This window comes from Neobacillus citreus (assembly GCF_018343545.2).
Taxonomy (GTDB): domain Bacteria; phylum Bacillota; class Bacilli; order Bacillales; family Cytobacillaceae; genus Neobacillus; species Neobacillus citreus.
The window spans coordinates 1-25,132 of sequence record NZ_JAGYPE020000042.1; the positions used below are offsets into that span (position 1 = coordinate 1).

The window sequence follows — 25,132 nt, forward strand, 5'->3', positions numbered from 1 at the left end:
GCGCACGCATGCTGGCGCTTGAACGTAAACGGCGATGACGTGAAAATTGAAGTTCCATTGTGTATACCTCCATTAAATTTAGCTATTTTAATATGTAACTTGCGGATGGCTTGCTCCCACTTGCGGATTACCCTTTTCAACTTGCGGATAGCCCTTCCCAACTTGCGGTTCACCCATCAATCTTTTCAAAAAAATCAATCACACTCTTAACCATCTCATCAACCGTATATTCCTCCGGAGCGGCATGAATCGGCAGCCCGTATTCAAGCAGCCTTTTCTCGGTAACTGGACCGATGCAGGCGATGATACACCCATTCAGATGGTCGGCCAGCCCATACTCCCCAACCACGTCCATCAGGTGGTCCACCGTCGATGGGCTCGTAAAGGTTAAGATGTCCAACTCCCGCTCGGAAAGCATCTTCGCAAGTTTCTCTCGGCTTTCCTCAGGCATGTAGTTTTCGTAAATAATCAGCTCGTCCACCACAGCTCCGGCCTTTCGTAAACCAGTTGCGATGTATTCACGGGCAAGGTTTCCCTTTGGCAGCAAAACCCGGCAGCCACGCTCAACATGAGGCAAAAATTCCTCAACAAACTCTTCAGCCACGTAGACAGAGGGAACAAAATCTACCCGGATGCCTCTTTCCTTAAGTACTTTTTCAGTTTTTTTGCCGATAACCGCAACCCTTGGGAATTCCGCCCCAACACGATCAACAAACGAAAAAAACGTCTCCACCGTGACACTGCTCGTAAATATAATCCAGTCATATGTATCTAGCACCTTTAGGCTTTCCTGAAGGCGCTGGTTTTTTTCAATCGGGCGGAAGGCAATCAGCGGAATTTCAATCGGAATCCCGCCGTATCTCTCAACAAGCTCAGAAAATGACTTCGCCTGGCCTTCCCCGCGCGGAACAAGTACCCTTTTATTCAATAAAGGCAGGGAGGGACTCATTGACCCTCCAGCTCCCGCTTTACCCTGTCAATCAGATCCTTCGCTCCTTTTTCAATCAAAAGGTCTGCCGCCTTAATCCCAAGTTCTTCCGGATTTTGCCCGCGTACTTCTTCTTTAAAAATTTCCTGGCCTTCTGGAGAACCTACAAGCACATTTAGGACAATTTCATCGTTATCCTCGACACGCGCAAAGCCGGCAATCGGCACCTGACAGCCGCCCTCCATTTTTTGCAGGAAGGCACGCTCTGCCCGAACTGCTCTTTCAGTTTTCTTACAAGTGAATTTTTCAAACAGTTCATGAAGTTCACGGTCATCTTCACGGCACTCGATAGATAGAGCTCCCTGACCAACCGCAGGAATGCAGATATCAGCATCCAAGAACTCAGTGACGACATCAGACGCCCAGCCAAGGCGGGATAGGCCTGCTGCCGCCAAAATGATGGCGTCGTACTCTTCTTCCTTCAATTTTGCCAATCTAGTATCAACATTGCCGCGGATCCATTTAATCTCTAAATCAGGGCGTTTCGCCAAAAGCTGGGCACTGCGGCGCAGACTGCTTGTTCCGATAATCGCACCTGGTTTTAAATCAGCTAATTTCACATGGTCCCTGGAAATCAGCGCATCGCGATGGTCTTCACGGAACGGAATACAGCCGATAGTTAGCCCTTCAGGCAATACAGCCGGCATATCCTTCATGCTATGGACGGCCATATCAATCTCTTTATCAAGCATCGCCTGCTCAATTTCTTTTACAAAAAGACCTTTACCGCCGACCTTGGAAAGGGTAACGTCTAGAATTTTATCACCTTTGGTGACGATTTCCTTCACTTCAAATTCAAAGCGGGGGTCAATCTTTTTTAACTGGTCGATTACCCAGTTGGTTTGCGTTAAAGCTAACTTGCTGCGTCTGGATCCTACGATAATTTTTCTCATGACTGCCTCCTAATTTACGAGTACCATAGATGGAATGATGATAGTTGCCCAAATAAGAAAAAGTTAATTAATACAATTAGAAAAGAACCGGCATTCCAAATCGCCAATTTCTTTCCTGAAAGATTTTTCACTGTCCGCAAATATAAATAAATGCTATACGCTGTGAGTAAAATAAAGGAACCGACAATTTTAATGTCATACCAAGGCATTCCCGGAAGCTTCAGAAACGCCCATTGCAAGCCCAAGATTAAGCTTAACAGAAGCATTGGAACGCCGATTATTGCTAATATGTAAGATGATTTTTCAAGTTTGTCTAAATCGGCAAGACGGATTAGTCTTGTACCCCATTTCTTCCTTTTTAATAAATCATATTGAAGTAGGTACAACACTGAAAAAACAAATGATAATGAAAAGGCCCCATATGACAGTATTGCCATTGTAATATGAATTAATAGCAGCTCAGATATCAGCTGTTTAGCCATGACATGGGAATGGTATTGCATAGGTGCAAACGTATGAATCGTCATGACCGTAAAGCCAAGGATATTAGTGAAAAACACAATAAAGTCAACTCGTAATAAATGATTTATAACAATTGACAATGTTATTAATACCCAGGCATAAAAATAGAGCCCCTCAAAGATGGTTAAGACAGGGAACCTTCCTGTTTTCATCATATAGAAAAAAAGAAATAAAGTTTGCGAAACCCATACAAATGCAAGTAACCAGAAGGCAATCCGATTTGCCTTCCGGTTATGATGAATAAAGTCGAAAAAATATAAAAGAACACTGAAGGCATAAAGAACAACCGTAAATTCGTGCAGCCTCGTCATCAAGACATCATACATAGCCGAGGCCCCCATTTAAAAAGAAGCCTGTGCTTCTACAACCGTTAATTTATTCGTTTCGGCTGTTTTTGAATGGTGTTCCTTTGCCAGCTCTTCGATATTAAAGATTTTCATGAATAAGTCCATTGCCTGTTCGGCATCCGGTCTTGCCGCCAATTCCTTCGCCTGTAAAATTGGGTCTTTTAAAAGCTGGTTAATAATGCTCTTTGTATGCTTGTTTAAGACCTTTTTATCGCGGTCAGATAAATTTGGAAGCTTCCGTTCAATACTTTCCATTGTTTCAGCTTGAATAGCGAGTGCTTTTTCCCGGAGTGCTGAAATAACCGGAATGACACCAAGCATGCCAAGCCATTGTTTGAAATCGACCGCTTCCTTTTCAATCATCAGCATGATTTTTTCAGCTGCTTTCTTCCGCTCTTGAAGATTGGCCTCAACAATTCCCTCTAGATCGTCAATATCATATAAAAAGACGTTTTCAAGTTCTGCTATTTGCGGATCCAAGTCACGCGGCACGGCAATATCGACCATAAACAGTGGCTTGCCTTTCCGCTTTTTCTCAACCGCCGCCATCATCTCTTTTGTAATGACAAAATCCTTCGCACCTGTTGAGCTGATTAGAATATCGGCCTCGACAAGCAATTTCTGCAATTCATCGATGGTTCTTGCTTCACCGTCGAAACGTCCGGCAAGATCCTTCGCTTTTTCATAAGTCCGGTTAATAACCGTAACCTTTCTTACACCATTGCCGTGCAGGTTTTGAACAGCTAATTCGCCCATTTTTCCAGCACCAAATATCAACACATGCTTATTGGCAAGAGAACCAAAAATTTTCTTAGCCAGTTCAACCGCCGCATAGCTGACAGATACAGCGTTAGCACCGATTTCTGTCTCAGAATGCGCACGCTTTGCCAAAGTAATGGCTTGCTTAAACAAATGGTTAAAGACCGAACCTGTTGCCCCATGCTCTTGGGCATTCATAAAGCTTGTTCGAACCTGTCCAAGGATTTGTGTTTCTCCTAAAACCATGGAATTCAATCCACAGGTTACATTAAATAGATGCTCGACCGCACCATCATCTTCATAAACAAAAAGAAACGAAGAGAACTCCGCCTGTTCCATTCCGAACCAATCAGCGAGAAACTCCTTAATATAGTAACGACCTGTATGCAATTGATCAACGACCGCGTAGATTTCCGTCCGATTACATGTTGATAAAATAACATTTTCCAGGATGCTTTTCTTTGTGCTTAATTTTTTGACGGCATCCATAACATCAGTTTCATTAAAAGTTAACCGCTCGCGGATTTCAACAGGGGCAGTTTTATAATTTAGACCGATCGCTAGAATATGCATTTGTTTTGGACACCCCCAATATGTTTACAGTAATAACTAGACTGATTATATCATGAACATTTTCCGTCAGAACACGAAAAATGTGAACATAAAACGACACTATATGTTAATATAGAAAAATGAATATGTTGGTTAAATAGGAATACTTCCTTATGTACAGTATCAAAAAAACAGACTAGTTTCAAGTGAACCTTACTGGAAGTGGTGTTTTTTAATGAAAAGTCAAAGAATTTTTCCTGGAATCATTTTAATCGGTTTTGGTGCTTACTTTTTATTACAGCAAATAGGAATGACTTTGTTCCCTGCATTTTTTACCTGGCCTACGCTTATGTTCATTGTCGGGATTGCCTTTTTAGGCCAAGGCTATTCTGGCAATGAGTCCGAAGCAGTTCTTCCGGGAGTCATTATGACCGGGTTCGGACTTCACTTTCATCTGGTTGGCCACGTTTCCTTCTGGCCGCAAAATACGATTGGCATGTTAATCCTGATCATTTCAATTGGCTTTTTCTTGCGTTTTCAAAAAACAGGATCAGGGTTATTTCAAGCCTTCCTTTTTCTTATTGTTGCTGTATTGCTGCTTTTTTATGATAAGATTGCCGGGTATTTCGGATTATTGCAGAACGGGATGAGTCTAGTTTGGAAATTTTGGCCTGTCCTTCTTATCCTCATTGGTATATACTTCCTTTTTAAAAAGAAAAAATAACGCCCTGCGGTGATAAACCCGCCGGGCGTTTTATGTTTCTACATATAACTCTCAAGTATGGACCAAGCTTTATCTTTCCCCTCACCTGTTTCAGAAGAGAAAATGACAATCTGGTCGTTTTCGTCAAGATCTAATGTTTCGCGGGTAACCTTGGCATGCTTCTGCCATTTCCCCTTTGGAATTTTATCCGCTTTCGTGGCAATGACTATGCATGGGATTTCATAATGCTTTAAAAAATCGTACATCATCACATCATCTTCGGTCGGTGGATGTCTTAGGTCGACAATCAGGACACCGGCCCTTAATTGCTCACGCGTTGTAAAATAGGTTTCAATCATTCTTCCCCATGCGGCCCGCTCTGTTTTTGAAACCTTTGCGTAGCCATAGCCGGGAACATCCACAAAATGCAGGATTTCATTTATCAGATAAAAGTTAAGTGTCTGTGTTTTCCCGGGCTTGGAGGAAATTCTCGCCAGTCCCTTACGATTTAGCATTTTATTAATAAATGAAGATTTTCCAACATTCGAGCGGCCGGCCAGAGCAAACTCTGGCAAATCCGTGTCAGGGTACTGCTCTGGCTTTACCGCACTAATGACGATATCTGAACTTGTTACTTTCATCTTGCTTCTCCTTCACGAAGGGCATGCTTCAATACTTCATCCACATGGGAAACCGGGACAAATTCCAATTCACCGCGGACGCTTTCCGGAATGTCATCAATATCCTTTTCATTATCCTTCGGTAAAATAACTTTTGTCAGCCCAGCGCGGTGAGCACTTAACGTTTTCTCTTTGAGTCCGCCAATCGGGAGGACTCTGCCGCGGAGGGTGATTTCACCTGTCATCCCCACTTCACGTCGGATTGGTCTGCCGGTCAGCGCCGATACCAATGCCGTAGCGATGGTGATTCCCGCAGATGGACCGTCTTTTGGAACAGCTCCTTCCGGTACGTGAATATGAATATCGTGTTTCTCGTGAAAGTCTTCTTCGATGCCAAGTTCCTTTGCTTTAGAGCGTACATAACTGAATGCAGCCTGTGCAGATTCCTTCATGACATCTCCAAGCTTACCAGTCAGAACAAGCTTGCCTTTACCAGGTGCAAGCGAAACTTCGATTTGCAGGGTGTCCCCGCCAACAGTTGTGTAAGCGAGTCCGGTCGCTACTCCTACCTGGTCTTCTGCTTCAGCCTGGCCGTAACGGAACCTTGGTTTTCCTAAAAATTCTTCCACATTTTTATCCGTAATGACAACTCGCTTCTTATCTCCAGAAACAATAATTTTCGCCGTTTTCCGGCAGATGGTGGCCATCTGGCGTTCCAGGCTTCTAACTCCTGCTTCGCGAGTGTAGTAACGGACGACCTTTAAAATCGCATCGTCACGAACCTGCAGGGTACTCTTGGAAAGTCCATTTTCCTTAATTTGCTTTGGCAGCAAATGGTCCCTTGTAATATGAACCTTTTCCAATTCCGTATAGCCCGCAATTGTAATGATCTCCATCCGGTCTAACAGCGGTCCTGGGATGGTGCTAAGGTTATTGGCGGTAGCAATAAACATGACCTTCGATAAATCGTAGGTTTCTTCTATATAATGATCGCTGAAATTATGGTTTTGTTCCGGATCCAATACCTCTAAAAGTGCCGCAGATGGATCGCCGCGGAAATCACTCGACATTTTATCAATTTCATCGAGCAAGAAAACCGGGTTAATAGTTCCTGCTTTTTTCATTCCCTGAATAATCCGGCCTGGCATCGCGCCGACGTACGTTCTGCGATGGCCACGAATCTCGGATTCATCACGGACGCCCCCGAGCGAAACACGGACAAAATTCCGGTTAAGTGAGGTCGCAATCGATTTGGCAAGGCTTGTTTTCCCTACTCCCGGAGGTCCAGCTAGACAAAGAATCGGCCCTTTCAAGGAATTGGTCAATTTCTGAACAGCCAAATATTCGAGTACTCGTTCCTTTACCTTTTCAAGCCCGTAATGTTCTTCATTGAGAATCTTTTCTGCTCGACGAATGTCAATATCGTCTTCTGTCTTTTTCGACCATGGCAGGGAAATCAGCCACTCAATATAATTGCGGATGACCGCACTTTCAGCGGAGCTTGTCGGCACTTTTTCATAACGATCCAGTTCCTTCATGGCCGCATTATAAACGTGCTCCGGCATTCCCGCTTCTTCGATTTTCTTGGTGAGGTCGGCGATTTCGCCAGTCTTGCCTTCTTTATCCCCTAATTCCTTCTGGATCGCCTTCATCTGTTCGCGCAAATAGTATTCCTTTTGCGTTCTTTCCATCGAGCGCTTAACCCGCTGACCGATTTTCTTTTCAAGATTGAGGACTTCTTTTTCGTTAAAAATTCGGTCAATCACCCGGTTCATTCTTTGCTTTATCTCGATTGTCTCAAGGATTTCTTGTTTCTCCTTCAGCTTGATCGGCAAATGGGAAGCGATAATGTCCGCCATTCTTCCAGGTTCTTCAATATCGGCAACAGTAGCAAATGTCTCCGCCGAGATTTTTTTCGATAATTTTATGTATTGTTCAAAATATTCCAACATGGTTCTCATTAGAGCCTGGTCTTCAACATCTTTAGTGTCAGAATCTTCATAGGTGACAACGCTGACAGCATAATGATCGTCCTCATCGTGAAATGTTACGATTTCTGCTCTGCTTAACCCTTCCACCAAAACCCGAATCGTACCGTTTGGAAGCTTCAACATTTGCTTCACTTTTGTTAACGTTCCAAATCGGTAAAGATCCTCCTCGGCAGGCTCATCAATGGAAACATCCTTTTGGGTTGTTAAAAAAATGATATGGTCATCAACCATCGCTTTTTCGAGTGCCTGAACCGATTTATCACGGCCCACATCTAAATGAAGAACCATGGTCGGATATACGAGCAATCCCCGAAGCGGCAGGAGGGGGACGATCAATTCTTTCTTTTTCGCCAAAATACAGCACCTCCACATGCAAAAAACATGAATTTATACTGCTAATGCAGAATAAGTCTTTGTACAATTCTATCTTATTTGAATTAACGTGTCTATTTTTATAGACAGCGCTTTTTTCAATATACGTTAGTTTCTCCCTAACCAAAAAAATTACTTCAAAATAAGCTATGAAAAAGTAATTTACAGCATTCGCAAATAAAAACTTCGGTTTGCTTTTAAGGACAAACCGAAGTGGGAAATTTAGATCGATTCTTTTTTTGTTAACTCAACGGAAGCCGGCACGGCATGATTCTTCTTAAATTCGTTCACAAACGCAATCTCAAAAACTTCGTGCAGATGGGTAACAGGCACAATTCGGATTCCGTCTATTTCGTTTAATATCGTTTGAATATTTTCCTGTGGAATAATGACCGTTTTCGCCCCTGCTTTTTTCGCCGCTTTTATCTTTGGATAGACTCCTCCGATTGGCTTAACGTTTCCATGGATGCTGATTTCACCTGTCATCGCAACCGTGTTATCAATTGGAATATTATAAATAGCGGAGTAAATCCCTGTCGCCATTGCGATACCTGCGGACGGACCATCAATCGGCACACCCCCAGGGAAATTGACATGAATATCATAATCATTCGCCGGAACACCCATCGACCGGAGAACGGTGATGACATTTTCAATTGAACCGCGCGCCATACTTTTACGGCGGATTGATTTCCCTTGTCCGCCAATGCTTTCTTCCTCGACAATTCCGGTAATGTTAATGGATCCTTTCTCCTTTGCCGGAATAACGGTCACTTCAATTTCGAGAAGTGCTCCTGAATTTGGTCCATAAACTGCCAAGCCGTTAACAAGCCCGACTTGCGCAGCATCATTAATCATCCGTTCCATGCGCGGTGTCATTTGACTGGAATGAATTACCCATTCAATATCTTCGTCCTTAATATATTGCCGATCTTCGGTTATGGCAAGGCCCGCCGCAATCTGAATCATGTTGACGGTTTCCCGGCCATTTCTGGCATATGTAGAAAGAGTATGGACACCGGAATCATTAATTTCCATATTGACTTTTTCCGCCGCCTTTCGTGCTACTTTCACAATTTCCTCTTGGTTTAAATCGCGAAAGAACACTTCCATGCAGCGCGACCGGATGGCGGGCGGAATTTCACTTGGTGTCCGCGTTGTCGCCCCGATTAAGCGGAAATCGGCGGGAAGTCCATTTTTAAAAATATCATGAATATGGGTAGGTATTTGTGTATTTTCCTCGTGATAATAAGCACTTTCCAAATATACCTTGCGATCCTCGAGGACCTTGAGCAGCTTATTCATCTGAATCGGGTGCAGTTCGCCAATTTCATCAATAAAGAGGACACCGCCATGAGCATTTGTGACTGCCCCTTGTTTTGGCTGCGGAATCCCCGCTTGCCCCATTGCTCCAGCTCCCTGATAGATTGGGTCATGAACTGATCCGATTAGCGGGTCAGCAATTCCTCTTTCGTCAAATCTGGCCGTTGTGGCATCTAATTCTATAAAAACGGAATCTTTTTTAAATGGTGACTTTGCATTCTTTTTGGCTTCTTCGAGAACGAGCCTTGCTGCCGCCGTTTTACCGACACCGGGCGGTCCGTAGATGATCACATGCTGCGGATTCGGTCCACAAAGAGCCGCTTTTAAAGATTTAATACCATCCTCTTGGCCAACAATATCCTGAAAGCTTGTCGGACGCACTTTTTCTGAAAGCGGTTCGGTTAATGAAATAGATCTCATTTTGCGAAGCTGCTCCATTTCCTTCCGGGATTCCCGGTCAATTGACACCTTCTGCGTGCGCTGATTCTTAAGCAAATTCCAAAAATAAAGACCAATGATGATTCCAAAAAACAATTGTATAAATAAGGCGATCCCCGTCCAACTCATTTCGTTTCCCTCCAGTATCTAATTAACTCCTGTAGATATTAATAAGTATTTCCTGCAGGCTGGCGGAATAAACCATGAATTGAAAAAACTGAAGGGGGTGGAAAAAATGAAGATTTGAGTAAAATTCAGTTACGCGCGAGTAAATCGGGGCTATGCGAGAGTATTCTGTTCTTATCCGAGAGTAAATTTAAGAAGCGAGAGTAATCCGCGATTATCCGAGAGTATTCGGCTTATATCCGAGAGTATTTCGCACATAGCGACAGTTGGAGCCAGTTATCCGACAGTTACGAGCACCTATACGACAGTTGGAACAGTTTATCCGACAGTAACGCGCACTTATACGACAGTAACACTTAACCCCAATAAAAAGAACCCGAACCAATAGGTCCGGGTCCTCACCATTTATGCAGATTTCTCTTCTTTAACAACCGTACCGTCTTCAAGGATCAGCTTTGGAACGCTGTTGTCCGCGACTGTATCCTTCGTGATGATACATTTGGTAATATCATCGCGGGATGGAAGGTCGAACATAACATCAAGCATGATGCCTTCAATGATGGAACGTAAGCCGCGGGCACCGGTTTTACGCTCAATCGCCTTTTTCGCGATTTCCTGCAGTGCTCCTTCTTCAAACTCAAGCTCGACATCATCGATTTCAAGCATTTTTTGATATTGCTTTACAAGAGCATTCTTTGGTTTCGTTAAAATTTCAATTAACGCTCCTTCGTCAAGCTGCTCTAGGCTAGCAATAACGGGCAGACGGCCGATGAATTCAGGAATCAAGCCGAAGCGTAAAAGGTCTTCAGGAAGAACCTTGGAAAGCAATTCTTTTGAACTGATTTCCTGTTGTTGTTTCGGATCAGCGCCAAAGCCGATAACCTTTTGTCCTAAACGGCGCTTGATGATTGGCTCAATGCCATCAAAGGCTCCACCGCAGATAAATAAGATGTTTGTTGTATCAATTTGAATAAATTCCTGATGCGGATGCTTTCTTCCGCCTTGTGGGGGAACGCTCGCAACCGTTCCTTCAAGAATTTTCAATAATGCCTGCTGAACGCCTTCACCGGAAACGTCACGGGTAATCGAAGGATTTTCAGATTTACGGGCAATTTTATCAATTTCATCAATATAAATAATCCCTTTTTCTGCCTTCTCTACATCGTAATCAGCAGCTTGGATTAATTTTAATAAGATGTTTTCAACGTCTTCACCAACGTAGCCGGCCTCTGTAAGCGATGTAGCATCTGCAATCGCAAACGGCACATTTAAGATGCGCGCCAATGTCTGCGCGAGCAATGTTTTACCGCTACCAGTCGGTCCAATCATACAAATATTACTTTTTGAAAGCTCGACATCATCGATTTTGCTGTTGGAATTGATCCGCTTGTAATGGTTATAAACTGCCACCGATAATGCTTTCTTTGCTTTATCCTGTCCGATTACATATTCATCAAGGATTTCGCAAATTTCCTTTGGCTTCGGAACATCTTTAAATTCTACTTCTTCCTCTGTTCCAAGCTCTTCCTCCACAATCTCTGTGCAGAGTTCAATACATTCGTCACATATATAGACTCCAGGTCCGGCAACAAGCTTGCGGACTTGATCCTGTGTTTTTCCACAGAATGAACACTTCAGTTGTCCTTTTTCATCATTAAATTTAAACAACCCTTTCACCCCTTAAGACGACTTATTTCTTTATTTAAAGCTCGCGAAAATTCCAAACAAATCCGATTTTTTCTACAATTCATTAGGTATGTATTTTGCATTGTAACACATTTAGCGGGCGGACTGGAACTAAAAAGCTTTTCTCAAAATATGTTTTTTATTTGTCTGGACTTCGCTTAAAAAATGAAATATGTACCTCAAACAGCTTAACCATAATTTTTAAAAATCAATCTTGGATTTAATTAATTCGCCGGCAAAAATTTTATTCCTGCCACCCGTTTATAAAAAAGGTTACCCTGTCCTTATTATAATATGTAATTGAAAAAATGTATAAAACAAGGCACGATAAAAATCGTGCCTTGAAACTATTTACGTATTACTTCTTGTTTTCAACAAGAAAGTCGATTGCTTTTTTGTATTTAAGTTCTTCTTTGATGCCTTCTGTTCCGCCAAGAGCTTTTTTGATGTTATCAACAGGCATGTTGTACATTCCTGCCATTTTTTCAAGCTCAGCATTTACATCTTCTTCAGATACTTCTAAGTTTTCAGCCTTAGCAATAGCTTCTAAAGTTAATCTTACACGAACATTTTTCTCAGCATCAGCCTTCATTTGTTGGCGAAGAGCTTCTTCGTCTTGGCCAGAGAATTGATAGTAAAGCTGAAGGTTCATGCCTTGCATTTGCAGACGTTGTTCAAAATCTTGAAGAAGACGATTTACTTCGTTGTCAATCATCACTTCTGGAAGTTCAACTTGAGCATTTTCAGCAGCTTTTTCCACTAGTGTATCTTGTAGGTTGTGTTCTGCTTCATGCTTTTTACTGTCTTCTAAACGAGTTTTGATTTTCTCTTTTAATGCATCTAAAGTTTCAACTTCATCGTCTACGTCTTTAGCAAACTCGTCATCTAATGCAGGAAGTTCTTTACCTTTAATTTCGTGAACAGTTGTTTTGAACACAGCTGGTTTACCTGCAAGCTCTGCTGCATGGTATTCTTCAGGGAAAGTTACTTCTACATCTTTAGATTCGCCGGCAGCAACGCCCACAAGTTGTTCTTCAAAGCCAGGAATGAAAGAGCCTGAACCTAGTTCAAGAGAGTAGTTTTCACCTTTGCCGCCTTCGAATGCTTCGCCATCAACAAAGCCTTCAAAGTCGATTACAACTGTGTCGCCAAGTACAGCAGTTCCTTCTTCTTTCACAACAAGCTCAGCATGACGATTTTGAAGAGCTTCTAATTCTTTTTGAACATCTTCTTCTGAAACAGTAGCGTCAAGCTCTTCTACTTCAAGGCCTTTGTATTCGCCTAAAGTTACTTCAGGTTTTACTTGAACAGTTGCCTTGAAAGTAAAGTCTTTGTCTTTGCCCATTTGCTCAAGGTCAAAATCAACATTTTCAGGCTGAGCAATTGGCTCGATTCCAGTTTCATCGATAGCAGTCATGTATGCATCTGGAAAAATAAAATCTAATGCATCTTGGTATAGAGCTTCTACACCAAAGCGCTTTTCAAACATTCCACGAGGCATTTTACCTTTACGGAAGCCTGGAACATTAATTTGTTTTACTACTTTTTTGAAAGCCGCGTCTAAACCTTCGTTTACTTTATCTGCACTTACTTCAATTGTAAGGACACCGCGGTTTCCTTCTAACTTTTCCCATTTTGCAGTCATTCTTTTCCCTCCAACATCTATTACTCATTTCATTCGTAACGAATTTAAATTCGGAATATGTCTTGTCCACGAAGCCATTTTCCACTTTTTTTTGCTGTAAAATAGTTTTTTACACAATGCAACCCTTACATTATAACACAGGATTTGTTTCTTTCAACAGCGAAGGCTATAGATTAGGGTAAGAAATTTTCTCAATTTCTTCTATTTCCTGTATAGCAAGGGTGATTTCAACCGGTGATACGTCATAGTCTTTAGATAATTCATTTATTTCCGAGTTTATCCCCATATATTCCTGCGCCAAATATTGAAAGCCAGCAGCCCAAGCAGCCGGATTCTCTGGCTCCAGTTCGAATGGGTAGCTGATAAAGAAAATGCGCTCTACCATTTCACTGATGCTGGCAAAGAGGACAGGATTGCTGCTTTCAAGCCGATTCTCAAGCAGTTCTTTAATAGAGGTCATTTTCGGCTGATGTCTTACATCTGGTATTCCTGTCGGATTTATGGTTATTTCTTCCGAAAATTTAACCATTTTTAAGTCTTTGTCGACTTCCTGCTCTTTTAAAAGAGTTAATAGGATTGTTTTTAAAAAGGGATGGCCTATTTCCGCTTTTAAGTAGTCTTCTATTTCGGGGACATAAGGCCTGATGTTTTTATCTGAAAGTCTTGAAATGGCCAGCATTTGCTCGTTCAGGCTGGTTAAGGATAATAGATTTAATGAATCCGGATTGGTATCCTCATTAGGCTCTTCACTACTCAGATCAAGGCTTTTGTTCTCTGCCATTTTTCGGCTGAATTGGAGAAGGGTTAAGAAATGCTCCATTCTTTCGGGCGGAATCTCTTTTTCCTCCAAGAGCACCTCAATAGTTGAGACGATTTCCTGATATTCATGAAGCTGAATAAGCACTGTTACGTATAAATCCACTAATTGAAAATAGTCACCGATTCCCTTATGAAGCAATTCCTTTGCAAGGACCTTTGCCTTTTGAAAATTCCCAGCCTCAAAATAGGCAAGGACCAGGCCGATTAAAACATCATCGTTATCCTGATCCAGTTCTTTCGCCTCTTCGAGAAGCCTGATGGCTTCAGCATATTTTTTATTGTGCAGGCTTTCTAAGCCTTTGTCCGTTAATCTTTTTTCCATTCCGGGGAAAAAAATCACGTTATCTATTTTTTTCACTTTTTCCCGCTTTTTCATAAGAATCCGTCCTTGTAGGTTATCATTGGAAAATAGTGTAACATATTTAAAGCATAAAAAAAACTCACCTGATGAGGTGAGTATATATTTTGGTATGTAGTAGTGGCGTCCCAGGAGAGATTCGAACTCCCGACCGCACGCTTAGAAGGCGTGTGCTCTATCCAGCTGAGCTACTGGGACATAATCAGTAATCAAAGACAAGATTTATTATATTACCTTAGTATTTTATTGTCAACAGATTATAAATTTTTTCTGAGAAATAATTGGGGGGGCGCTCCCCCCATTATTAATTAACCTTGAAATCACGAGCCAATCCCGGTATTTCCTTGCCGTTTAATTCATAAACAGTCATCCTAATGACTTTCTCCTGCAAGTCAAGAATCACGTATGTTTTTTCAACACGCTGGCGTGGGAGGCGGATGCTGCCTGGGTTCAGGTACAGGGTACCGTCGATCACCTCTGCCCCCAGGATATGCGAATGCCCAAAACAGACAATATCAGCACCAGATTCTTGAGCTTTGTAGGTTAATTTCATCAACGAAGTTTTGACCGAATATCGATGGCCATGGGTAATGAAAATCTTTTTTCCAGAGAGGTCCGTTACCAGCTCCAGCGGGAATCCGCCAAAATCACAATTTCCGCCAACCGTAAAATAACCCATTAAGGACTTGTGGTCCGGGTCCAACTGGGAATCACCGCAATGAATCATTAAATCGACATCGGCCAAGTGCCTTTCCCTGATTACCTCAAGCTCTTTCGTCATACCATGGCTGTCGCTTACGACCAATACCTTGCTCATTTGCCTTCAGCGCTTTCCAGCTTCGAATCTAGCACCGAATCCAATTTCCTTAACGCATTCGCCCGATGGCTGATTTTATTTTTTTCATCAGCAGATAGCTCTGCCATTGCCACTCCCTTTTCCGGAGCAAAGAAAACCGGGTCATAGCCGAAGCCGTTGGTACCCCTTGGCTCTTCCAATATCCGGCCTTCACAGGTACCTGACACCGTAAACGTCTCCTGACCAGGGATGGCAACTGCTAAAGCACAATAGAAGCGTGCTGTTCTCTGCTCCTCAGGAACACCCTCTAGCTCCGCAAGTACCTTATTCGTGTTATTCAAGTCATTTTTCGGTTCCCCAGCATAGCGGGCCGAATAGATGCCCGGACGGCCTTCAAGCGCGTCAACGATTAGTCCGGAATCATCGCCAATTACCATTTTCCCAAGTGCCTTCGAAATGGTTTCCGCCTTTAATGTGGCATTTTCCTCAAAGGTTGTCCCGGTTTCTTCTACCTCCGGAAGCTCCGGAAAGTCCAACAACGTCCGCACTGTAATTCCTCTGCTTGCAAAAATATGCTCAAACTCCCTGGCCTTTCCGGGATTTTTCGTGGCAATGATAACTTCATTCATATGAATCTCCTCTATTTCTTTCTGCGATTTTCAATTTTTTGCATGATTTCCTCGCCAAGGGCCGCCTTTTGCTGTTCAAACAACTCCATGAGCCCCTCTTGAGCAGCACCAAGCAACCCTTGGAGATCATTGTAGGAAAATGTCGCTTCCTCACCCGTTCCCTGCAGCTCAACAAATTCGCCGCTTCCTGTCATGACAACATTCATATCGACCTGTGCCTTGGAATCCTCTATGTAATTTAAATCTAACACTACTTGGCCGCCCTCTAAAATTCCGACACTCGTTGCAGCTAAATAATCAGTAATCGGAAACTTCGATAATGATTTTTTCCCAGAAAACGACTGTAAGGCAAGAGACAAAGCCACAAAAGCCCCCGTTATCGAAGCTGTTCTTGTACCGCCGTCCGCCTGAATGACATCACAGTCAATCCAAACAGTTCGCTCGCCCAGCGCTTCAAGATCCACTACCGCTCTTAAGGCACGGCCGATTAATCGCTGGATTTCCATCGTCCGGCCGGTAACCTTCCCTTTTGAGGACTCTCGGATATTCCTTGTTTCCGTTGCCCGGGGAAGCATCGCATATTCCGCGGTGATCCAGCCCTTGCCTTGCCCTCTCATAAAAGGCGGGACTTTATCCTCAATGCTAGCGGTACAAATCACCTTTGTATTGCCGACTGAAATAAGGACCGAGCCTTCCGGATGCATTAAATAATTGGTTTCAATATGTACGGGTCTTAATTGCAATGGCTCTCTTCCGTCTGCACGCGCCATATCCCAAACTCCTCCTCCGTGGTCACTGTAAGGGACTCTCCCCCCTTACAAAAACACTAAATACAAAATAGAAAGAGGCGGCAGTCAGCCAACCTCTTTGATTGTCATTATATAGTATAACAAAAATTATTTTTTAAAAACTACCTGTATTGACTTTTTCTGGGCGGGTAACCGGTGCAGAAAGCTTCTTACCCTTGTCATTCTTCAATTCCGCTTTACCGTCAACTAAAACAGCTACCTTTTGCACGCCCTTCTGTTCAGTCAAGGAAAGCACAAGAGTATCCAGCAGGTTTTGCGAAATCACCTTCTCTTCAAAGCTGCCGTAAATATTTTTGTTAAAGTTTAAGGTGACAGTTCCGTCCTGATATTTCGGTGTTTCATTTAGTTTAACGTCAGTCATAAATTCGGAAACAAGGTTCGATTTTTCACTTGGGCCCTTGATTAATTCATTGACTGCCGCTGTGATTGGATCCTTCTCACTTGCTTTCACCCTGCGGGTAACTGGCACATAATAGTAGGAGCCTTCTTCACCGCCAATAAAGTATACAGTAATTGGCTTCGTATTCGTGATATCCACTACATCCTTTGTATCTAAGTTGATGCCTGTTGCCCTGGAAAGCTTTTCGCTGATTGGCGTTCCTTTTACAGGCATTTCCGTTAATTCATGGCCGTTCATTTTCAGCTTAACAGAATTGACACCAGCAAACTGCGTCAGGGTCCAGGTGACTGACTGAAGAATTTTCAATTCATCCTCAGGCTGATAGTTTTTGAATTCCTTTGAAAAATCAACGACTGCAACCCCATCTTTAATATTAACCGATGGTTTTGTATCCTCAGGCAGAACGGCTCTAAAATCATTCGGCAGCATATCCGTTACAGGTCCGTTCACCACTAAGTAATCCAGCGCCTGTTTAGCGACTGATTTTGTTTTTGGAAGATTTAATGTTTGTGGGACAACATAACCATTCTTGTCAATGAGATATAGCTCCGTCTTCAACACATTCTCTGCATTTTCCTTCTTTTCGGCCGCTGTTTCCTTATTGATGTTCTTCTCACTCGTTGTCGTCACCGTTTTTGGCGGATCAATTTTCTTTTGTGTTTCACTGCCAAATAGGCCGCAGCCGGATAGCACAACCGTGGAAGTGAGCACAGCCAGGCCAAGAATTTTTGCTTTATTTTTGAACATATTTTTCCCCCCTAAGACTGTTTGTACTATCATGTATACGAGCCTATGAAAAAATTAGACCGCCTCGAAAAGAAAAATAGGACAAATTTATTAAATTTTTTTCAAAAAAAATAGAGCCCACCAAAGGACTCTATTTTACAATTTTATTTTTTTCACGTTTTCAATAGGGGTGCCGAGCCATTGCGACGCTATTTTTGAAAAAATCCTAGTGGAGCCGGTCGTATAGAATTCATGCTCTGGTTCCTGCTCGTCTGATTCAAGGAGTCCTTTATATTGGAGAATGGCACTAATCTCCCTGGCCGTTTCATCACCTGAGCTAATGACACTAACCTTTTCACCCATGATTTTTTTGATCAACGGTTCGAGCAGTGGATAATGGGTGCACCCCAAAATAAGCGTATCCAGGTTTTGATTCAATAAAGGCTGCAGCGCTTCATCCACAATTTTCGCAGCAATCGGCCCATCGTATTCACCGCTTTCCACCAGCGGCACAAACTTGGGGCAGGATTGACTTTTGACAAAAAGACGGCTGTTAAGTGATTTTAATGCCTTTTCGTAGGCACCGCTTTTGACAGTTCCATCTGTCCCAATAATTCCGACACGATAGTTTTTTGTCCGTTTTATTGCCGCTCTTGCTCCTGGGTTAATGACCCCTAGCACAGGAATCGATAATTCCCTGCGGATATCGTCGAGCGCAGCTGCTGTTGCCGTATTGCAGGCAATTACCAGCATTTTTATATTTTTTTCTAATAAAAAGTGGGTCAATTCCCATGTAAATCTTTTTACTTCTTTCGTCGATCTTGGGCCGTAGGGACAGCGCGCGGTATCACCCAAATAGATGATTTTCTCGTTTGGCAGCTGCCTCATGACCTCTTTAGCAACGGTCAGGCCGCCGACACCAGAATCTATAACACCAATTGCTTGCTTCAAACTTTTCGCCTCATTTTGCTGTTAGCAACTTCTTTATATTCGAACGCATCATATCAACTGCGTTCATAAACGAACCTCTGGCTCGCCAATCCGTCTACTGGACTTACTTCATTTCCTGATGCAGTTTTATTAAGTTGTTTTGCAAGAGTTGAATTTCTTCCTTATTGAAGTTTTTTAAGACTTCTTCAAGATAGACTTGACGCTTTTTAATCACTTCATCAATGATTCTCTTGCCTTCTTCGAGAAGATGGATTCTCACAACACGGCGATCGTTTGTATCTTTCACCCGCTCTACCAAAAGATTTTTCTCCATACGGTCGACCAGATCAGTGGTAGTACTGCAGGCTAAATACATTTTAGTAGAGAGCTCGCCAATTGTCATATCTCCGTCTTCAAAGAGCCATTGCAGGGCAACGAATTGAGGAGGAGTAATTTTATAATTACTCAACATCTCTCTTCCCTTTTGCTTAATTATGCCTGATATATACCGCAGTTCTTTTTCGATATTTGCGACAACGTCCCCAGTCACTTTTTGGGAATTTTCGAGTTTCATTTGTTCTACACTCCTAAAATAGGCTTCTCCTCATGACATGACCAAATAAAAAATACTTTTCAAGCTTGTACTTATTGTCTACTTTTTTCAGGAAAATTTCAAGCCGGAACTGTCTTGTCAGCTTTTCAAAAAAACTGGCAAGATGAAGGTGCTTCATCCTGCCAGTTGGATTATTCGATCTCTTCCAGCTTTCCAAAGGAGCCAAAAAATTCGTAATGGATCCGTTCTTCTGGAACTCCCCATTGTTTTAAAGCTTTATTAACCACTTTCATGAAAGGCTCCGGTCCGCAGAAATAAAAATCGGCATCCTTGGTTGGTAAACTTTGCTGCAGCCACTCCAGGCTAAAAAATCCTTCTTTATCGTAATTTTTCATTTCTTTATCATCTTCTGATGGTTTTTCATAAATAACGAAGGAGTGGACATTCTTATGTCCAGCTGCCAGGTCATTTACATGGGCTCTGAAGGCATGCAGTTGGCTGTTTATGGCTGCATGGATATAATAAATTTCCCGATTTGAGCTTTCGTTTACGGTTGTGTTTAACATGGCCATCATCGGAGTAAGACCAACCCCACCGCTAATTAATACTAGCGGAAGATTCGTATCCAAATCTAAATAAAAATCACCGGCAGGTGCGGTAATCGGAATCGTATCTCCCTCTTTTACATGAGTGTGCAAATAGGTGGAAACAATCCCAGCAGGAATGTTATCCCCTTTTGGGTCTTCCCGTTTTACACTGATTCGGTAATAATTCTGACCGGGACGATCTGATAAACTATACTGGCGTAAATGGGTGTATTGTTCACCGGGAATCTCCAGTTTTACGGTAATGTATTGACCGGGAATATAGCTGGCAATTTCCTTACCGTCTTGCGGCTTTAAGTAAAACGACGTGATGACGTCGCTTTCTTTCACCTTTTTTTCCACAACAAAATTCCGGTAGCCGGCCCAGCCGCCAGGCATTGTCTCCGCCGTTTTATACATTTTATTTTCCATTCTAATAAACACATCTGCGATGACCCCATATGCATCCGCCCATGCATCAATAATTTCTGGTGTTGCCGCATCGCCTAATACTTCTTTGATGGCTCCCAGCAAATTTTCACCAACTATCGGATAGTGCTCCGGCTTAATTTGCAGGCTTCGATGTTTTTCACCAATTCGCTCGAGAACGGGCATAATTTGGCTGAAATCTTCAATATTTGCCGCTGCCCCGTAAACAGCATCTGCGAGTGCTTTAGGCTGGTGACCTGTTATTTGATGCGTTTGATTGAAAATATTGAGAAGCTCCGGGTGCTGCTTAAACATACGCTTATAAAAATGCTTGGTTATTTGTTCACCATGATCCTTCACAATCGGAAGTGTGGCTTTTATGATTTCAAGCTTATTCGGATCAAGAGTTTTTACCGTCTTTACGACCTCTTGCCAAGAATTTTTCTCTTTAATTTGCGTATTAGACATAATGTATTTCTTACCTCCTTTAGCCTTACTACTAAAGTATCTCCTGACTTGAAGATGATAAAGGAGGTAAGTATTGTTATGTTATTACAAAAAATTGTCCATATAAATGTATGAACCGGCGTCCCATAAGGATGCCGGTCATGTTTAAAGTTCTAGCTCTCCCATACGAAGGAGTTCTACAACTGCCTGTGATCGCCCCTTCACACCAAGCTTTTGCATGGCATTCGAAATATGATTCCGAACTGTTTTTTCGCTGATAAATAATTCACTAGCGATTTCTTTTGTTGTTTTGTCCTGTACTAACAGTTCGAATACTTCTCTTTCTCGTTTGGTGAGTAATGGCTTGTGAGTATATTCATTCTCCTTCAAGTATTGTAACCCTCCTTGCCTTCGCCAGTTATGCACCGGGGGTGGGTATATATTTAGTCACCATATCTTATGTGAACTGGTCAGGGGGAGTGACTATATTTACTCGTTAGATATGAATTTTATGAAAAAACTTCCCAAAAAAAAACTTTCTAAAAAAAAGACAAGAGCCCTTCTTTTATGAGCTCTTTAGCATTGCATATATAATATATCGTTTTGGGGCGTTTCCGACGTAACGGAAGGGGTAGCATGTTGTTAGAATTAATTCTTCTTCTTTGTTTTGCAAGGTGATAATACTGGTATCGTCTGACTTCACGATTTTCGTATGGGTTATTTCGTAATTGAAGTTACCATAGGGCATTTGCATATTTAAGGAGTCGCCTACTTTCAGTTCACCTAAGTGGCGAAAAACGGTATCGCGATGTCCCGATAAAACAATTTGCCCTTTATCGCCGGGAAAATACGATCCTTTATAGTGGCCTATTCCTCTTTCTAAATCATCGGGATTTGTCCCTTCCACGATCGCCAGTTCCGCTTTTATCTTCGGTATGGCCAATAGACCGACTGTATCCCCCATATTCGGCGGTTTGCTTTCACCCTGTTTCTGTCCTGGTTGATTATTGCTTGAAACCTTTTTGGCCTGCTCACGCACTAAGTTTTTTGCTTCTTGAAGGGAGGCTTTTGTTTGCATTTTTGTGTCTGCAATCTGCCATAATCCGATACCTAAAACTATGAGCCCGGCCAATATAATAAGAATTGGAATCTTAGCTTTCACCATAAATACCTGCCTTTTCAAAAAGCTCATACTATTAGTTCAAGTATAACAAATGGGCAGAGAAACGACTATAATTTCCAGACAAGAAAAAACCTCCCTTTCATTGTAAAAAGGAGGTTTTTAACATTATTAGTCGCGGTCGGAGCCGAAGAAGTTTCTAAATGCTTGGAATGTTGTTTCACGGTTCAATGCTGCGATTGAGGTAGTCAATGGAATACCTTTTGGACAGGATTGAACACAGTTTTGTGAGTTACCGCAGCCTTCAAGACCGCCTTCACCCATGATGGTTTCAAGCCGCTCAGCCTTATTCATCGCACCTGTTGGATGAGCATTAAAAAGACGAACCTGTGATAATGGCTGCGGTCCGAAAAATTTTGATTTACTGTTAACATTCGGACATGCCTCTAGGCAGACACCACATGTCATACACTTGGAAAGCTCGTAAGCCCATTGGCGTTTATTCTCAGGCATACGAGGTCCTGGTCCTAGGTCATAGGTTCCGTCAATTGGAATCCACGCTTTCACTCTCTTTAATGCATCAAACATTCTGCTGCGATCAACCTGAAGGTCGCGCACAACAGGGAATGTCCGCATTGGAGCTAAGCGGATCGGCTGCTCCAATTGATCGACTAACGCCGAACAGGATTGGCGCGGCTTTCCGTTGATAATCATTGAACATGCACCACAAACCTCTTCAAGACAGTTCATATCCCAAGTAATTGGGCTGGTAGCTTGTCCTTTTGCATTAACAGGGTTTCTCCGAACTTCCATTAACGCCGAGATAACATTCATCCCCGGGCGGTACGGAACTTCAAATTCTTCCTCATAAGGGGCAGAATTTTCATTATCCTGACGTTGAATAATAAATTTTACAGTCTTAGTTTCAGCCATTTTATCTTCTCCCCTTTCCTTTTAGTGTTTTGTAGTATAGTCGCGTTTCCGTGGTTGAATTAAAGACACATCAATATCTTCATAATGGAAAGCTGGGGCAGTTTTCGCATCTGTAAACTTAGCCATTGTTGTCTTCATGAATTCCTCATCATTCCGTTCAGGGAATTCAGGTTTATAATGGGCGCCGCGGCTTTCATTACGGTTGTATGCACCAAGCGTAATTACGCGAGCCAATTGCAGCATGTTTTGCAGTTGTCTTGTAAAGGCTGCTCCTTGGTTGCTCCATTTAGATGTATCATTAATATTGATTTTTTGGTAACGCTCTAACAGTTCTTGGATCTTTTCGTCTGTTTTCAACAGTTTGTCATTGTAACGAACAACTGTTACATTATCAGTCATCCACTCGCCAAGCTCTTTATGAAGAATGTAGGCATTTTCATTGCCATCCAATGACATAATATTGTTCCACTTTTCTTCCTGCTCTTTAACATGACGGTCAAAGACAGTAGAAGAAACAGCATCCGAGCTTTTCTCAAGTCCTTCAATATAGCTAACCGCATTTGGTCCTGCAACCATACCGCCAAAAACGGCAGAAAGCAGTGAGTTTGCGCCAAGACGGTTCGCACCATGCTGAGAATAATCACATTCTCCAGCAGCAAATAGGCCTGGAATGCTAGTCATTTGGTCATAATTAACCCAAAGTCCGCCCATTGAATAGTGAACGGCAGGGAAAATTTTCATTGGAACTTTACGCGGGTCATCACCAACGAATTTTTCATAAATTTCAATGATACCGCCAAGTTTAACATCCAATTCATGAGGATCCTTATGAGATAGGTCAAGGAATACCATGTTTTCACCGTTAACACCCAATTTTTGATTAACGCAGACATCAAAAATTTCACGTGTTGCGATATCACGTGGTACCAGGTTTCCGTATGCAGGATATTTTTCCTCTAGGAAGTACCAAGGCTTTCCGTCTTTGTATGTCCAAACACGGCCGCCTTCACCACGTGCAGATTCACTCATTAAGCGAAGTTTATCGTCACCAGGGATGGCAGTTGGGTGAATCTGAATCATTTCACCGTTCGCATAATATGCACCCTGCTGATAAACAATCGATGCTGCAGAACCAGTGTTAATTACTGAGTTTGTAGATTTACCAAAGATAATACCAGGTCCGCCAGTTGCCATAATTACGGCATCCGCAACGAATGATTTGATTTCCATTGTTTTTAAGTCTTGGGCAACGATTCCACGGCATACGCCCTCCTCGTCAACGACTGCACCTAAAAACTCCCAACCTTCATATTTAGTAACAAGCCCTGCTACCTCGTGGCGGCGAACCTGCTCATCTAATGCATATAAAAGCTGCTGACCAGTTGTTGCACCTGCAAATGCAGTTCTGTGGTGTTGAGTTCCCCCGAAACGGCGGAAGTCTAATAAGCCTTCTGGAGTACGGTTAAACATAACACCCATCCGGTCAAATAAATTGATAATACCAGGCGCGGCATCACACATAGCCTTAACCGGAGGCTGGTTAGCCAAGAAATCTCCGCCGTAAACCGTATCATCAAAGTGAATCCATGGGGAATCCCCTTCACCTTTAGTATTTACTGCTCCATTAATACCGCCTTGGGCACAAACAGAGTGAGAGCGTTTAACAGGAACAAGAGAAAATAATTCTACAGGAGTTCCGTGTTCTGCAACTTTAATAGTTGCCATCAAGCCGGCCAATCCGCCACCGACAATGATCACCTTACCTTTACTCATCGTGACTCACTCCCTTAATCCAAATCCAATATTTTTCCAATCAAGAAATCATTAATTTATCAAACAAAAGCTAATAGAGTTTGAACGGCTACGATAGATAGAAGTACGAAAACTACCATCGTAAAATATGTAGCAATAGTTTGTGACCGTGGGGATTGCGTAATACCCCAGCTTACCATGAAAGACCATAATCCGTTCGCAAAGTGGAAAATAGCTGAAATAATACCAATTACATAAAATGCAAACATGACTGGTGAAGAAAGAATATCATGCATCATTTGGAAGTTAACCTCAGCACCAAATGCAGCGGCAATACGTGTTTCCCACACATGCCATGCGATAAAAATAAGAGTGATTACCCCTGATACACGCTGAAGCAGGAACATCCAGTTTCTAAAGAAACCAAATCTTGAAACATTGTTTTTTGCTGTAAATGCAATGTACAGACCATAGATTGCATGGAACAGCAAAGGTAAATAAATTACTACTGTTTCAAGGACAATACGGAACGGAAGTGTCCCCATGAAATTTGCTGCCTTGTTGAAGGATTCCACTCCTTCTGTTGCAAAGTGGTTGACAATCAGGTGCTGAACAATGAATACCCCGATTGGGATAACCCCAAGCAACGAGTGCAGTCTCCGATTGAAAAATTCGCGATTCCCCGCCATTGATTTACCCCCTTTTAAATTTTAAAAAATGATGTTAAGTTTTAACTTCCTTCATTAATATAACCTAGCATCACTGTGACAATTATGTGACATGTCCATTTTACTCCCAACATCATAGAGCGTCAAGGAAACGGATACATAAAAAAGCGTTGAAAACTAAAATTTTTATAATATATTGATATTATGATAGATA

The 25,132-nt window shown here is 42.4% G+C and carries 23 protein-coding genes and 1 tRNA gene; 1 reads left to right on the plus strand and 23 read right to left on the minus strand.

Annotation, left to right across the window (positions count from 1 at the left end):
- Positions 1–169: 169 nt before the first annotated feature.
- From KHB02_RS19695 to hemA, 4 genes are read right to left on the minus strand one after another with little or no spacing between them, the layout of a single operon-like run.
- Entirely contained in the window at positions 170–949 is a 780-nt protein-coding gene (locus KHB02_RS19695; protein ID WP_213144684.1) for a uroporphyrinogen-III synthase, read from the minus strand.
- Positions 946–1,881, minus strand: a complete 936-nt coding sequence (hemC, locus tag KHB02_RS19700; RefSeq protein WP_213144683.1) for a hydroxymethylbilane synthase — start codon at positions 1,879–1,881, stop codon at positions 946–948. Before hemC ends, KHB02_RS19695 begins: the two co-directional genes overlap by 4 nt.
- Positions 1,882–1,895: 14 nt before the next feature.
- Positions 1,896–2,729 (minus strand): cytochrome c biogenesis protein, encoded by an 834-nt coding sequence (locus KHB02_RS19705; RefSeq protein ID WP_213144682.1) that lies wholly within the window; start codon positions 2,727–2,729, stop codon positions 1,896–1,898.
- Between the two features lie 15 nt (positions 2,730–2,744).
- Positions 2,745–4,082: a glutamyl-tRNA reductase gene (hemA, locus tag KHB02_RS19710; protein WP_213144681.1), complete on the minus strand. Its 1,338-nt coding sequence runs from the start codon at positions 4,080–4,082 to the stop codon at positions 2,745–2,747.
- Between the two features lie 214 nt (positions 4,083–4,296).
- Here hemA and KHB02_RS19715 point away from each other — a divergent pair, with 214 nt between their 5' ends.
- Complete coding sequence (locus tag KHB02_RS19715; protein WP_213144680.1) at positions 4,297–4,785, plus strand: LiaF transmembrane domain-containing protein; 489 nt, start codon at positions 4,297–4,299, stop codon at positions 4,783–4,785.
- Positions 4,786–4,823: 38 nt separating this feature from the next.
- On the opposite strand, the gene yihA is transcribed toward KHB02_RS19715, so the two are convergent.
- From yihA to KHB02_RS19810, 19 genes are all read right to left on the minus strand, one after another.
- On the minus strand, positions 4,824–5,405 hold the full coding sequence (yihA, locus tag KHB02_RS19720) for a ribosome biogenesis GTP-binding protein YihA/YsxC (protein ID WP_213144679.1): 582 nt from the start codon (positions 5,403–5,405) through the stop codon (positions 4,824–4,826).
- On the minus strand, positions 5,402–7,729 hold the full coding sequence (gene lon / locus KHB02_RS19725) for an endopeptidase La (RefSeq protein WP_213144678.1): 2,328 nt from the start codon (positions 7,727–7,729) through the stop codon (positions 5,402–5,404). The genes yihA and lon overlap by 4 nt, the downstream gene beginning before the upstream one ends.
- A 240-nt stretch (positions 7,730–7,969) precedes the next feature.
- On the minus strand, positions 7,970–9,637 hold the full coding sequence (lonB, locus tag KHB02_RS19730) for an ATP-dependent protease LonB (RefSeq protein WP_213144677.1): 1,668 nt from the start codon (positions 9,635–9,637) through the stop codon (positions 7,970–7,972).
- Between the two features lie 402 nt (positions 9,638–10,039).
- Entirely contained in the window at positions 10,040–11,302 is a 1,263-nt protein-coding gene (clpX, locus tag KHB02_RS19735; protein WP_213144676.1) for an ATP-dependent protease ATP-binding subunit ClpX, read from the minus strand.
- Between the two features lie 376 nt (positions 11,303–11,678).
- Complete coding sequence (gene tig / locus KHB02_RS19740) at positions 11,679–12,965, minus strand: trigger factor (protein WP_213144675.1); 1,287 nt, start codon at positions 12,963–12,965, stop codon at positions 11,679–11,681.
- A 166-nt stretch (positions 12,966–13,131) separates the two neighbouring features.
- Complete coding sequence (locus KHB02_RS19745) at positions 13,132–14,160, minus strand: tetratricopeptide repeat protein (protein WP_213144674.1); 1,029 nt, start codon at positions 14,158–14,160, stop codon at positions 13,132–13,134.
- A 103-nt stretch (positions 14,161–14,263) separates the two neighbouring features.
- Positions 14,264–14,340, minus strand: a tRNA-Arg gene (locus KHB02_RS19750).
- Positions 14,341–14,446: 106 nt separating this feature from the next.
- Positions 14,447–14,959 (minus strand): metallophosphoesterase family protein, encoded by a 513-nt coding sequence (locus KHB02_RS19755; protein ID WP_213144673.1) that lies wholly within the window; start codon positions 14,957–14,959, stop codon positions 14,447–14,449.
- Positions 14,956–15,567 carry an XTP/dITP diphosphatase gene (locus KHB02_RS19760; RefSeq protein WP_213144672.1) on the minus strand — a complete coding sequence of 204 codons (612 nt, stop codon included), beginning with the start codon at positions 15,565–15,567 and terminating at the stop codon, positions 14,956–14,958. Before KHB02_RS19760 ends, KHB02_RS19755 begins: the two co-directional genes overlap by 4 nt.
- Before the next feature lie 11 nt (positions 15,568–15,578).
- Positions 15,579–16,337: a ribonuclease PH gene (gene rph / locus KHB02_RS19765; protein WP_213144671.1), complete on the minus strand. Its 759-nt coding sequence runs from the start codon at positions 16,335–16,337 to the stop codon at positions 15,579–15,581.
- Between the two features lie 133 nt (positions 16,338–16,470).
- Positions 16,471–17,523 carry a GerMN domain-containing protein gene (locus KHB02_RS19770; RefSeq protein WP_213144670.1) on the minus strand — a complete coding sequence of 351 codons (1,053 nt, stop codon included), beginning with the start codon at positions 17,521–17,523 and terminating at the stop codon, positions 16,471–16,473.
- Positions 17,524–17,658: 135 nt separating this feature from the next.
- A complete protein-coding gene (gene racE, locus KHB02_RS19775) occupies positions 17,659–18,453 on the minus strand; it encodes a glutamate racemase (RefSeq protein WP_213144669.1) in 795 nt (264 codons plus the stop codon).
- A gap of 103 nt (positions 18,454–18,556) precedes the next feature.
- A complete protein-coding gene (locus tag KHB02_RS19780) occupies positions 18,557–19,006 on the minus strand; it encodes a MarR family winged helix-turn-helix transcriptional regulator (RefSeq protein WP_213144668.1) in 450 nt (149 codons plus the stop codon).
- 170 nt (positions 19,007–19,176) lie between these two features.
- Complete coding sequence (gene hmpA, locus KHB02_RS19785) at positions 19,177–20,466, minus strand: NO-inducible flavohemoprotein (RefSeq protein WP_213144667.1); 1,290 nt, start codon at positions 20,464–20,466, stop codon at positions 19,177–19,179.
- A gap of 144 nt (positions 20,467–20,610) precedes the next feature.
- Complete coding sequence (gene gerE / locus KHB02_RS19790) at positions 20,611–20,835, minus strand: spore germination transcription factor GerE (protein ID WP_019154738.1); 225 nt, start codon at positions 20,833–20,835, stop codon at positions 20,611–20,613.
- Between the two features lie 175 nt (positions 20,836–21,010).
- Positions 21,011–21,610 carry a class D sortase gene (locus KHB02_RS19795; protein WP_277398314.1) on the minus strand — a complete coding sequence of 200 codons (600 nt, stop codon included), beginning with the start codon at positions 21,608–21,610 and terminating at the stop codon, positions 21,011–21,013.
- A gap of 126 nt (positions 21,611–21,736) precedes the next feature.
- Positions 21,737–22,498, minus strand: a complete 762-nt coding sequence (sdhB, locus tag KHB02_RS19800) for a succinate dehydrogenase iron-sulfur subunit (protein WP_213144666.1) — start codon at positions 22,496–22,498, stop codon at positions 21,737–21,739.
- Between the two features lie 21 nt (positions 22,499–22,519).
- The gene (gene sdhA, locus KHB02_RS19805) at positions 22,520–24,271 is read right to left on the minus strand and encodes a succinate dehydrogenase flavoprotein subunit (RefSeq protein ID WP_213119970.1); all 1,752 of its coding nucleotides are present in this window, start codon (positions 24,269–24,271) and stop codon (positions 22,520–22,522) included.
- Between the two features lie 59 nt (positions 24,272–24,330).
- Positions 24,331–24,939 (minus strand): succinate dehydrogenase cytochrome b558 subunit, encoded by a 609-nt coding sequence (locus KHB02_RS19810; RefSeq protein ID WP_213144665.1) that lies wholly within the window; start codon positions 24,937–24,939, stop codon positions 24,331–24,333.
- Positions 24,940–25,132 lie beyond the last annotated feature (193 nt).

Coding starts and splice junctions, on each gene's coding strand:
- KHB02_RS19695 (WP_213144684.1), bottom strand. CDS start 949: ATGAGTCCCTCCCTGCCTTTATTGAATAAAAGGGTACTTGTTCCGCGC.
- hemC (WP_213144683.1), bottom strand. CDS start 1,881: ATGAGAAAAATTATCGTAGGATCCAGACGCAGCAAGTTAGCTTTAACG.
- KHB02_RS19705 (WP_213144682.1), bottom strand. CDS start 2,729: ATGTATGATGTCTTGATGACGAGGCTGCACGAATTTACGGTTGTTCTT.
- hemA (WP_213144681.1), bottom strand. CDS start 4,082: ATGCATATTCTAGCGATCGGTCTAAATTATAAAACTGCCCCTGTTGAA.
- KHB02_RS19715 (WP_213144680.1), top strand. CDS start 4,297: ATGAAAAGTCAAAGAATTTTTCCTGGAATCATTTTAATCGGTTTTGGT.
- yihA (WP_213144679.1), bottom strand. CDS start 5,405: ATGAAAGTAACAAGTTCAGATATCGTCATTAGTGCGGTAAAGCCAGAG.
- lonB (WP_213144677.1), bottom strand. CDS start 9,637: ATGAGTTGGACGGGGATCGCCTTATTTATACAATTGTTTTTTGGAATC.
- tig (WP_213144675.1), bottom strand. CDS start 12,965: ATGACTGCAAAATGGGAAAAGTTAGAAGGAAACCGCGGTGTCCTTACA.
- KHB02_RS19745 (WP_213144674.1), bottom strand. CDS start 14,160: ATGAAAAAGCGGGAAAAAGTGAAAAAAATAGATAACGTGATTTTTTTC.
- KHB02_RS19755 (WP_213144673.1), bottom strand. CDS start 14,959: ATGAGCAAGGTATTGGTCGTAAGCGACAGCCATGGTATGACGAAAGAG.
- KHB02_RS19760 (WP_213144672.1), bottom strand. CDS start 15,567: ATGAATGAAGTTATCATTGCCACGAAAAATCCCGGAAAGGCCAGGGAG.
- rph (WP_213144671.1), bottom strand. CDS start 16,337: ATGGCGCGTGCAGACGGAAGAGAGCCATTGCAATTAAGACCCGTACAT.
- KHB02_RS19770 (WP_213144670.1), bottom strand. CDS start 17,523: ATGTTCAAAAATAAAGCAAAAATTCTTGGCCTGGCTGTGCTCACTTCC.
- KHB02_RS19780 (WP_213144668.1), bottom strand. CDS start 19,006: ATGAAACTCGAAAATTCCCAAAAAGTGACTGGGGACGTTGTCGCAAAT.
- hmpA (WP_213144667.1), bottom strand. CDS start 20,466: ATGTCTAATACGCAAATTAAAGAGAAAAATTCTTGGCAAGAGGTCGTA.
- KHB02_RS19795 (WP_277398314.1), bottom strand. CDS start 21,610: ATGGTGAAAGCTAAGATTCCAATTCTTATTATATTGGCCGGGCTCATA.
- sdhB (WP_213144666.1), bottom strand. CDS start 22,498: ATGGCTGAAACTAAGACTGTAAAATTTATTATTCAACGTCAGGATAAT.
- sdhA (WP_213119970.1), bottom strand. CDS start 24,271: ATGAGTAAAGGTAAGGTGATCATTGTCGGTGGCGGATTGGCCGGCTTG.
- KHB02_RS19810 (WP_213144665.1), bottom strand. CDS start 24,939: ATGGCGGGGAATCGCGAATTTTTCAATCGGAGACTGCACTCGTTGCTT.